This is a genomic window from Pseudobacter sp. (genome assembly GCF_051955275.1).
Taxonomy (GTDB): Bacteria; Bacteroidota; Bacteroidia; order Chitinophagales; family Chitinophagaceae; genus Pseudobacter.
Map to the genome: position 1 here is coordinate 67,373 of NZ_JBQCGW010000293.1, position 10,910 is coordinate 78,282.

8 protein-coding genes are annotated in these 10,910 nt (G+C 46.6%); 3 read left to right on the forward strand and 5 right to left on the reverse strand.

Going from position 1 to position 10,910, the window contains the following annotated elements; all coding sequences use genetic code 11:
• Positions 1-13 precede the first annotated feature (13 nt).
• Both ACTHMC_RS25705 and ACTHMC_RS25710 read left to right on the forward strand, forming a co-directional pair.
• Positions 14-322 (forward strand): GNAT family N-acetyltransferase, encoded by a 309-nt coding sequence (locus tag ACTHMC_RS25705; RefSeq protein ID WP_440417684.1) that lies wholly within the window; start codon positions 14-16, stop codon positions 320-322.
• Positions 323-359: 37 nt separating this feature from the next.
• Positions 360-1,019, forward strand: coding sequence for a (4Fe-4S)-binding protein (locus ACTHMC_RS25710; protein WP_440417685.1), 660 nt, complete (start codon positions 360-362; stop codon positions 1,017-1,019).
• Between the two features lie 414 nt (positions 1,020-1,433).
• Here ACTHMC_RS25710 and ACTHMC_RS25715 read toward each other — a convergent pair whose 3' ends face one another.
• The 4 genes from ACTHMC_RS25715 to ACTHMC_RS25730 are packed head-to-tail and all read right to left on the reverse strand — an operon-like array spanning position 1,434 to position 9,044.
• The gene (locus ACTHMC_RS25715) at positions 1,434-2,759 is read right to left on the reverse strand and encodes a DUF4302 domain-containing protein (protein WP_440417686.1); all 1,326 of its coding nucleotides are present in this window, start codon (positions 2,757-2,759) and stop codon (positions 1,434-1,436) included.
• A gap of 28 nt (positions 2,760-2,787) precedes the next feature.
• A complete protein-coding gene (locus tag ACTHMC_RS25720) occupies positions 2,788-4,164 on the reverse strand; it encodes a substrate import-associated zinc metallohydrolase lipoprotein (RefSeq protein WP_440417687.1) in 1,377 nt (458 codons plus the stop codon).
• Between the two features lie 5 nt (positions 4,165-4,169).
• Positions 4,170-5,627, reverse strand: a complete 1,458-nt coding sequence (locus tag ACTHMC_RS25725) for a RagB/SusD family nutrient uptake outer membrane protein (protein ID WP_440417688.1) — start codon at positions 5,625-5,627, stop codon at positions 4,170-4,172.
• 24 nt (positions 5,628-5,651) lie between these two features.
• Complete coding sequence (locus ACTHMC_RS25730; RefSeq protein WP_440417690.1) at positions 5,652-9,044, reverse strand: SusC/RagA family TonB-linked outer membrane protein; 3,393 nt, start codon at positions 9,042-9,044, stop codon at positions 5,652-5,654.
• A gap of 418 nt (positions 9,045-9,462) precedes the next feature.
• Here ACTHMC_RS25730 and ACTHMC_RS25735 point away from each other — a divergent pair, with 418 nt between their 5' ends.
• Positions 9,463-10,374: a DNA-3-methyladenine glycosylase family protein gene (locus ACTHMC_RS25735; RefSeq protein WP_440417692.1), complete on the forward strand. Its 912-nt coding sequence runs from the start codon at positions 9,463-9,465 to the stop codon at positions 10,372-10,374.
• Here the strand turns inward: ACTHMC_RS25735 and ACTHMC_RS25740 are convergent.
• Positions 10,329-10,607, reverse strand: a complete 279-nt coding sequence (locus ACTHMC_RS25740; RefSeq protein ID WP_440417694.1) for an Ada metal-binding domain-containing protein — start codon at positions 10,605-10,607, stop codon at positions 10,329-10,331. The two genes, ACTHMC_RS25735 and ACTHMC_RS25740, sit on opposite strands and share 46 nt — an antisense overlap.
• Positions 10,608-10,910: the final 303 nt, after the last annotated feature.

A 10,910-nucleotide genomic window follows, 5' to 3' on the forward strand; every position in this document is an offset into this window, starting at 1 on the left:
TAAAACCAGCACCATGCAAGAACAATTCAAAGCCCTTCCACTAGTGAACAATAAAGAGCTCCAGCGTTTTGAACTGGAAGTGGATGGCTACACAGCCTTCATCGAATACAAGGAATCAGGAAAACAAATGATCCTCATCCATACGGAAGTACCTACAGAACTGGAGGGACAGGGAGTTGGAACAGCCATTGTAGAGAAAGCCCTGGAATCCCTGGAAGCCAATCAGCAGAAACTGGTTCCGCTGTGTCCGTTTGTGATCGCGTTCCTGAAAAGGCATCCCGAGTGGAACCGCCTGCTCTCCGATTCAGTGAAGAAAGATTAATGATCCCGTATACTTCAGCCAACCTTAATACCCAACTATGCAATACAAACTTGAAAAGCCCCTGCGGGCCACCATCGGAACTGAGAAATATCAGTGCACAATTGAATGGAGGAATGGCACTTTTATTGCAGACGAACCAGAGAAGTCCGGAGGCAAAGACCTGGGGCCTGATCCTTATACGCAACTGTTGTCTTCACTGGCAAGCTGCACCCTGGTGACACTGAGAATGTACATAGACCGGAAAGGCTGGAACGTGCCGAAGATCACCGTGAATGCAAATATGTTCCAGACAAAGAAAGAAGACGGCACCACCAATACAACGTTCGACAGGGATATCCAGTTTTATGGCGAGCTTAGTGCTGAACAGGTAGACAGGTTACAGGAAATTGCTGCGGCCTGCCCCGTTTCCAAAATACTGGAAGGCCCTGCAAAAGTGAGGACCTATGTTTTCAGGGAAGGAGAAACTGAAAAAAAACATGAGTATACGAATGGAGAAGTGACGGTAGTCTGGAAACCTGATTTCTGTAAGCACTCTGCAAGATGTGTGATGGGACTGCCCGGTGTTTTCAACCTCAAAGAGCGGCCCTGGGTGAATATGAGCGGAGCTGATTCCCAGGCCATCACAGACCAGGTGCACAAATGCCCCACCGGAGCTTTGACAGTTTTCAATAATAAGGATCTTGAGGCGAAAGCCTGATCCGTACCCTTCCTTATAAAAAAGAGCGGGCTCATCAATAGTGATAGCCCGCTCTTTGTATGATCGACCTGCTTAGTAGAGAACCGTGATGCGAAAATTCTTTATACTGCCGGCCTTTGCAGGTGTAAATACAAGGCCAGTAACAGGAATGCATTCAGAAATAAATGAAAATTCCGGGATAAGGACATGGTTTAACGGTTAATGGCAGCGTTAAATTAATAACCCTTTCGTCCATATGAAAGGGTGTTTTCACCCTAATTGAAATTTAAATGTTCGGAGAGCCCAGTCGCTCGCGTCCCCGCGAGTGACCGCTATTCCTCACCTCTGGCAAGCTAATGGGCACAGCGAAAGTAAACATTGAGGGCCTCCGGATGAAGGCCCTCTTAGCATAGATGAAAATTCTCACGTGTGAAACTAATATAATATGAATGTCATGACCGTTGTCGGATCATTGACACTATACATTTTCGCATACACATCTGCCCCGTCAACGTAGTAGTCAAAAGCAACCTGGTTGTTCAATAAGAAGTTCACCATTTTGGTCATGGCTTTGGCTACATATCCGCCGCTCAACGGCGCCTGCGTGGTGAACCTGAACACGCCATTGTTGTCAACCGTGTAACTGAATGTACCGGAAGTGGTCCATCCGGATGAGCCTCCGTTCTGACTGGAGAAGCCATTCAGCACAAGCCGGCTGTTGACGGTATTCCATTCCATATAGATCTCTCCGTAATTGAACACAAAGCCTGTATATCCATTGAGCATATTGTTGTGGAAGAAATTGAGGGTGTCTCTTCCTGCCTGCGAAGTGCCCGGAAAGATCGTCTGGAACGGAGACCAGATCCCCGTGTATTTGCTACCCCATAATTTATACAGGGGCAACAGAGGAGTGGGAGAATTTTTGATAATGTATTCCTGCCCTTTGTTGTCGTACATGGCCAGCTGGGTTGCGTCTTTCCAGGCCATCCTGGTAAAATTGATGCCCAGCAAATCAAGCCCGTTATCCAGCATTTTGATGCCATCGATGGTGTAGGCGAATTTCTGTTTGGCGGCAGTTACAGAGCCATCAGGCAAGAGGGAAGAAAGCTCTACTCTTTTTCCTGAACTCAGGTTATTGGTGCTGTTCACTATCACGCCGGCTTTTACAGGCGTGCCGCCTGATGTGGCATCGATGTACGCATTGGGATTGTCAACGAAAAAGTTCATGAAGCTTTTCATGAGCGTTTTGTAGTCCCCGTTATTGTATTTGGTTTTTTGTGCAGCAGTTGCTTTTATCAAAGTAAATGGCTGGCGATATCTTTTGCCGATGAACCCGAGGGTATCTCCTCTTGCGTAGTCAAACACAAACTCTATATCGCTCTTGTACCCATCACGGATAGCTCCACCAAATACGGATGGCTCGGGATCATTGAGCTTACTGATATAGTTGTAGGTATCGAACATCAGGTTCACGCCCATGTCCTGCTTTACGCGGTACATGGATGGAGCGGCTGTCAATGCCATATTCGTATCCAGGTCCGCCTGCATCATCAGGGATTCGTCTTTCGCGAAATTGATGTAGAAGCCGTATCCGCCACCGGTGAGCGTGGGCATTACGCCTACCCATCCATTGGGAGATTCGGTGAGTGTGGTCCTTAGTTGCTGGATCTCTTTCTGGATCCGCACCTGCGGCTCCTCATCGAACTTCGGAACATATTCCTTTTTCTTACAGCCTGCCAGCAGGCTGATGATTGTTATCAAATAAATTATATGCTTCATAGTTCTATCATTATTGGGTGAGAGGACCATAGAAATATTGTTGTGCGTCTGTAGTGGAGGTGAACCCTGCTACTCTTGTGTAGAGGTCGGCCGGGAGTGTAGTGGGTGTCCAACCTGCATTGAAGGTTTGTGTGGTAAGGTACTGCTGAATGCTTGCTGCAAAATCAGTGGCAAAGATGGCAGCATTTGCATAGGCTCCGGTAGTACCTGCCTGCGCTACTTTGGTGAAGGTGGTGGTCTTGTTGTCTGCACCTACTGCATAGGCAAAGGTGTAATCACCTACGAACTGGGTCCCTCCGGCGGCGGCTGTAAATGCGATCCGAACAGTAACAGTTGTGGCGCTCTCAAACCTGAACTGAACATAATCCAGGTGGTATTGATTCGGGCTCCATGCTTTTATCGCTGCCTTTAATGCATTGTATGCGCTGGCAAAGCCGGCAGAACTTCCGTAGGTATTGTACATGCCGTCTTCCAGATTCACCGTAAGTGTTTTATAAAGTCCGCGTTTCAACCAGTAGCCGAAAGTTTTCGTCTGATCTCCCAGCACATCCGTGATATAGGTCTGCACCTCTTTCTGAAGGTTCCTGAAATTGATGCCCAACCCTGAGTTGAAGTAATTCACCACGTTGCTTTCCTTCGCTTTAAGTCGTGATTTACCAAGGGGGGATGCGGTATTGGCCCAGTTATCATACCATGATTGTCCGCTTACCAGCAATGCCCTTACTGTTTCCGCATAATCCTCCGGGTAAGATCCGCTGGCATAGGAAGAAACGAATCCGTATTTGTGGGACGTGTCCGTTGGCGTGCTGGCCCAGGTAGCTTTGTAATCTTCTTTTGAAATGGATTCGAAGTCAGTAGGAATGGCAACCAGTTGGTTCAGGATATGCGTGAACTCGTGATGGATCACACCCAGGTGGCCGGATACATAAGATGGCGTTGGCTCATAATTGTTGAGGCCGTATAATGTGATACGCCGGCCGGCAGAGGCCGTACCCGCTATCACAACCCCATCTGTGTTATAAGAATAAGAGCCGTACAGCACCCATTCTTTCGGGATATAACGCTTGATGAAATCACGACCGGCAATCTTGTAGTAAGGATTGATATAACCGTTCAGCACGGTTTCCATAGTGGGCTTCACCTTTTCTATTTGTGCAGGCGCAATATTCTTTTCATTATCGTGATAATACCTGTTGTACCGGTATACTACGGCCATATTGTAAGGATCGAGGAAGGTTGTCTTCAGCCAGTTGTCCAGTTCCGTTTTCAGAACGGGATCATCAGGATTGAGGTCATTCACATCAACACTTACTGCTGCTTCTTTTTTGCAGGATGCCAGGGCGCTTACAGCCACCAGCACCAGCATATATCTGATTAATTTTTTCATAGTGATTAGCGGGGGTTTAATTCAATTCCGGAAAGTTTTACTTCTTCAGGCAGTTGGAATATTCTCCTGGGATCATTGGGCTTGAGTTCGATGATGGACTCAACGCCCAATGGATCATAGAGATTTTTCTTTACCGTAAGATTCCTTCTGGCGAGGTCCAGCCACCTGATGCCTTCTTCCATATACTCTGCTTTCTTGGCCTCCAGGATAGTCTTTACAAGGCCTTCTTTGGGATCTGCGATGGAGAAGAATGCCATGATCTTGGGCAGTGTAACACCATCTGTATTGATGTTGAAGTTCAGGATCCGCACACTGTAGAAGTCATTGATGTCTTTCAGTGCAAGATCATTGCGGCCAAGCTCTGCATAGGCTTCGGCACGGTTCATCAATGCCTCGTCAACTGTGAGCAGAGGGATCATCAGGTAGGGGAACCCGATACCAGGACCAGTATAAAAGAAGTAGCCATTGTACTTGTAGGAAGTATAATTGGGCGATCCGTAAGACAGTACTTTATTGGCCAGCAATTTACCGGTCACATTGGCTTCTGTGTACATCCTGGAAAGATTGGCGCCGTACCCGTAACGCGGATCATAAATATAATGATAGCTGCTATAGCAGTTCGTCAGAAGCAATGTGGCTTTCACATCAGTTTTGGTGAATGCAACGTTGAACTCGCTGCTGGTCATGCTTCTGAAAGTGGTGGTAATTGGGCGGAGATTACTGATGAAATCGCCGCTGGGGATCACTGCCGAAGCATGTGTGGCTGCTTTCTCCCATTCTCCTGTGAACAGGTAAAAGCGGGATGCAAATGCATGAGCAGCAGCCGGAGTGAAGTGATACTTCGGCACTTTGTAGGCACTGGTGGATAAGAGTTTGATACCATCTTCCAGATCTTTCGCGATCTTCTCATATGTTTCCTTCACAGTACCACGCGTGTATTGTTTGATCAGTTTTGTTTCAGGCGTGGTGACATACGGAATACCTGGAGAACTGTTGGCGCCACCGATCTCATAGTTTTTGGCAAAGAAGATGGCCAGCATATGATGGGCATAGGCCCTGCATACCAGTGCTTCGCCTTTGTATGGAAGCACGGCATCTCCCATATTTCCTTTCTCGATTGCTTCCAGTGCCTGGTTGGCTGCAGCAATTGCCTCGTAACAACCATTCCAGTAGGCCGCTGCGGAATTGGTGGGCGCGCCATCAACATCCTGCCAGGTGTAGTACCTGCTGTGCTGGTCATCGAGTGTGCCAACACCAGGACCTTTGTCTTCCGAATTGTCTGAGGATTTTTCTGTGAATGTGAGATAATCGTACGTGGGATAGGCGCTGCCTACCAGTTGAGCCACTTTCTCAACGGTATTGATCTCAGTCCTGTTGTCTGGGTTTTTATCCAGCATCTTTGAGCAGGAGCCCAGTGCTGCAACCACCAGCAGGAACGGTATGATGTAATGATGTGTTTTCATGATCTTTTTTTGAGAGGTTAGAACTTAGAATCCTACTTTAAGTGAAAAGGTCACCTGCTTGGGAACCGGTAATGCCACACCACCGGATGCATAGAACTCAGGGTCCTGGCCATTCAGGCGCTTGTCTGCATACAATACCAGAATATTGTTGGCAACTGCGGCAACACTGGCATTGGTCATTTTCAGTTTTTCACAAAAAGAACGTGGCAGCTGATAAGCCAGGCTTACCTGTGACAGCTTGATGTAATCACCTTTTGCTACCCTCTCTGTTGAATAGTTATAGGCATTATATGGATACCTTGGGTCAACCTGTCCGCCATTGGCATCCACAATTTTAGTGAGCGATAGCGGGTCCATGATTGCGGGGATGGTGGTGTACTGCTCATCGCCGGGTTTAACCCACCTGTTGAGCATGTCCTTTGTCATGGAAGTCATATCGCTGTAACCTGCGGAGATATTAGGGGTGAGGCGTAATACGTTTCCGAATGAATATTTGAGTAATCCGGATAGTACAAATCCTTTGTATGATACCTGGTTGTAAAAGCCTCCGGTCACCAGCGGATCGATTGGTCCTTCATACTTCAGGTATTCAAGAGCATTGGATTGAAGAGGAATGATGGTAGTTTGTTTGCTGCCCTCCCCGATGAATGTGGGATAACCATAATTATGATCGAGGCCGGCAAACTGGATGGAGAACAGTCCCCTGGACGGATGATCGAGTACAGGTCCTCCATTGGCGGAAACGGAGCGCCAGATATTGGGAGCAATCTCCAGTTTGGTGATCTTGTTTTTATTGTAGGCAATATTGAACTGAGTTCTCCAGCTGAAGTCCTTAGTCCTTACCGGAAAACCTGAAATGGTGAACTCGGCACCTTTGCTGTTCATGGTTCCGTAGTTACCCAGTTTAGTGTATTCGCCACCGATACCCGATGTTTGAATGGGACCGATCAGGTCATAGATATTCCGGTTGTACAGGTCGATGTTCACAATCACTTTATCGCTGTTGAATCCCAGATCGAAACCAAGGTTGAACTCTTTGTTCTTTTCCCAGGTGAGTTCGGAGTTTTCCAGGTTGGAGATCAGTGTGAGTGTTTCCTGGTCATTGGCATAAGGCCTTCTGGCTATCATATTGTAGAAAACCGCAGCAGAGTTGGTGGCATTACCAAGGCTGGCAACCAGGCCATAGGTAGCACGGATCCTTGCCGAGCTGAACCAGGATTTTTTGAACCAGAATTCTTCCTGATCGATGTCCCAGGCGCCGGAAACGTTCCAGGTGGGAAGCCATCTGGCCACCGTGCTTTTACCCATCAGGTTGGAACCATCATATCGCGTAGTGAAGTTGACGCTGTATTTTCCTTTGTAAGAATAAGCGCCTCTGAACATGTAAGCAACAAAACGTTCATAATTGTTGCCCATGCCAAAGTAGGGCTTACCTGTTTCGGCTGCCTGTTTGAAGTAAAGGTTATTGGCATTTACGAGGCCACCATTCTCATATTGATAGCCTACGCCATCGAAGAATTCATTCTGTTTGTCAGTAGACCTCACTTCCATAGAACCGAAAAGGTTCATCTTGTGGTCGTCTTTGATAGTGGCGTCATATTCCACGTTCTGGCGGAAGTAATAATTCCTGAGGTTGTTATTGGCTACCTTATAAAAACCGCCTTCGGGTAATACAGAAACAGGCAGGTTATTGGGCCAGTCAGGGTCCTTGTACAGGTTGGGGTTGCTGCCTACCACTGTGGCATCGTCCATTACCCTGAAAGCCCGGGCCATATTGGAATTCTCAAGAATATAGGTCTGGTTCTGGGCTTTCACATAACGCATGGCTCCATCCAGCGAGTAGGATAAAGCAGGTGTGAAATTATACTTGAGGCCCAGCTGCACTTTGAAATCCAGTGATTGCAGTTTCATGTAGTTTGTATTCAGCTCATTCACGATATTGAACGGAGCGAAATTTCTCACGAAATATTCCGGGTTTCCATTCTCGTCATTCTCGGTGATCAGGCGGCTGGTATTCTGCACGTACGTGTATGGGTTGATATCGAAACCGCGATAATAGCTTCCGTATACCGGATCAGAATTCTGATTGCTGGTGCCGGGAGCACGCTGGTTCCTTACTGTTCCCGTGGTGATCAGTTCACCCCTGAACTTATTGCTGAATTTGAAATTGCTCCGGAAGTTTCCGGTGAACCTGTCAACACTGTTTCCAATTGTGATACCATTGTCTTTCATGAAGGAGGCAGATGCATAATTCTGCACTTTATCACTGCCGGAGCTTACACTGAGTGAATGTTCCTGTAACAGGGTGCTTCTGAACAGCACATCAAACCAATCGGTATTGGCATTGGCATAGCGGTTCAGAAATGCGTTGCGCGTAGGAATATCATTCTTCAGGGCATAAGTGTCTGTGGCCGGATCATAGTCGTACAGCTTATTGTAAAGCTTGTAGAAAATGCCGCCATCAGAGCTGCGGCTGGCGCCGGGGATCTGGTAATATCCTTTGTTCAGCATTTCAATCATGATGGCCATCTGGTCAGCCGAGTTCAGAATATCGAAATCTGAATACTGCGGTTTCAGATAAGTGGAAAGGTTGCTGGTATAACTGATGCGGGGACTACCACCTGTGGACCTTCCTTTTTTAGTAGTAACCACAATCACCCCGTTCATGGCTCGTGCACCATACATGGCGGTGGCCGCAGCATCTTTGAGGATATTAAAACTTTCAATGTCATCAGGATTCAGCCCCGCAATGGCAGAACCAAGAAGGGTACTTGCATCACCGGTTGAAAGTGCTTCGTTTGAGATGTTTACCACATCTTCCAGAATGATACCATCAACCACCCAAAGAGGTTTGTTATCTCCTGATAATGAGGTGGCGCCGCGGATCCTGAGTCTGGGAGCAGCACCAAACGTGCCTGATACATTCTGAAGGGAAAGACCGGCTACCTGGCCTTCAAGCATTTTGGTGGCATCAGCAAGACCAGTCCGCTCCACATCCTTTGCATTCACCTTGGTAGCAGAACCCGTAAACAGTTTGCGGTTCAGGTTCTGATAACCAGTGGATACAACAACGGCATCCAGGGATTTGGGATCATCCTGAAGCGTTATCCTGAGTGTTGCCTGACCGTTGTAAGTAATAGTGGTGCTTAGCTTGCCCACAAAGGATACTGTGATCTTGTCTCCTTTAATTACACGTACCGTAAAGTGGCCCTGTGCATCTGTCATTTCTCCGGTCTTTTTCCTGAGCACCGTTACTGATGCGCCGCCGATGGGAGCACCCTCGGGTTCAAGGACCACGCCTTTCAGTTCCTGTTCAGTTTCCTGAGCCGATAGATCCAATGAGGGAAATAGTAGTGCGAGTAAGATCAGGGGGTAGAATAGAGATCTCCCCCAGATAAGTGTTGTGAATTTTCTCATCTGCTATTAGTTTGGTTTGAATGAATACGCATCAGAATGGCCGTTTGCACGGCATCATAACATGAACAAGCAGCAGTGCTCCTGTGACCAGAGCATAATTGATCATAAGAATTGAATCTTCTTAAAAACAGAACGATAATGAAAAAGCGGCACTGTCATCTCTTAAAAAGAAGATTGACATTGGTAGGGTCGGAATCAGGAGTTATTGTTTTGCCGCGAAATTGTTAGAGTCTAGTTAAATATACAAATTATTGATCTCACGCAATAGCCAAAGCCAAAATTTGAATACAAATGGACAATGTAGGTTAGTATTTGTTTATTCTGCAAAATCGTTTGAGCAAGCGCCTTACGGAGAGAATGCCCTGAACCGCAAGAATCCGCATCTGCCCGTTTCAATCACTTACGTACATTTGTTTTTATGAAGGAGTTGATGCATATAGAAAAGCCCGCCCTTTTCAGTTTCAATGAATGTTTATGGTTCCTCGACAGAGGTTATGATGATTGCCTCTTCCGCATCAGTGAAGGCGCGGTCATCAAGTTAATCAGTCTTGATGAACAACCAGTTCTGTTCAGGATCACCGATGCGGGTAATACGCTTGCCGTGCATTTATTGCATGGTGAGGTAAAAGCTCCACAGCTGCCGCTGCTTCGTGCTTATATAATGGAATGGTTTGACATGGATAAAGACCTGACCCCATTTTACGACCTGCTCCGGAAAGAAAAGAAGCTGCAGTACATGCAGAAGGATTTTGAGGGATTGAGGCTGATCAGTATTGCTGATCTGTTTGAAGCGCTCTGCTGGAGCATTATCGGGCAACAGATCAATCTCGCTTTTGCATACAAACTCAAAAGGAGATTGGTGGAAACTTATGGGACTGCCCTTCAGTTCAATGATCATACTTACCATCTCTTCCATTCTCCCGCTAACATTGCTGCAATTACGGTGGAAGATCTCAAGCCTATGCAGTTCTCGCAAAGCAAAGCGAAATACCTGATCGGTATTGCACAGGCTTTTGCTGAAAACCGGCTTAACCTGCAAATGATCCAGGCACTTCCGGATTTTCTTTCCAAACAGCAGGCGTTGATTGCGCATAAGGGTATAGGCATCTGGACGGCCAATTATGTATTGATGAAAACGCTTCGCGTACCCGGCGCCATACCTTTCGGGGATGTAGGCCTGCTGAAAGCGCTGGAGACACATAATATAATAAAGGAGCGAAAGGAAACAGAAAAGATCGAACGCTTCTTCAAAAAATTCAAAGGCTGGGAAACCTATCTGGTATTCTATCTCTGGCGTAGCCTGGCAGCTCCTTCTTTCCAGGATAAATAGGCATTGCGCATACAATGGCCGCATGGCCGGAAGCCTGCTGCTTCAGCTGCCTGTTCGGAAACAAAGAATACTCTGTTTTCCGGTTTCATCTTTTTTCCACTGCTGCAATTCAGTGTGCCGTAGATCTTCAGCTTTTTATTTCCGCCGATCGTTACCAACCCTTTACTGATCAGTATATGCAACTGTCTGTTGCGTGTGTAGGCTGTTTTACCCAATAGCTGATGAAGAATCATAATGCAAATCTCCCTTATTATATATTACAGAACCACCCGTTACTTGCTGATTTTCACCCTCATCTGCATGGAAGCATTTACCGTTGAAATATTTTAACATCCACCTGTAATATTTGAAATGCACCTGCGTCTGATATTGTATAGAATATGAAACGTATGACACGCTTAGTAACTGAAAGTCTGGAACAATTAATAAATGCAGCCGCTGTTGCTGAATTTGTTCCTGCCCTTTCAGAAGGATTTACTCCACGCAGCTACTGCAAACGCTTATAGCATCTTTTTAGATTCCCGCTATTTAATGTT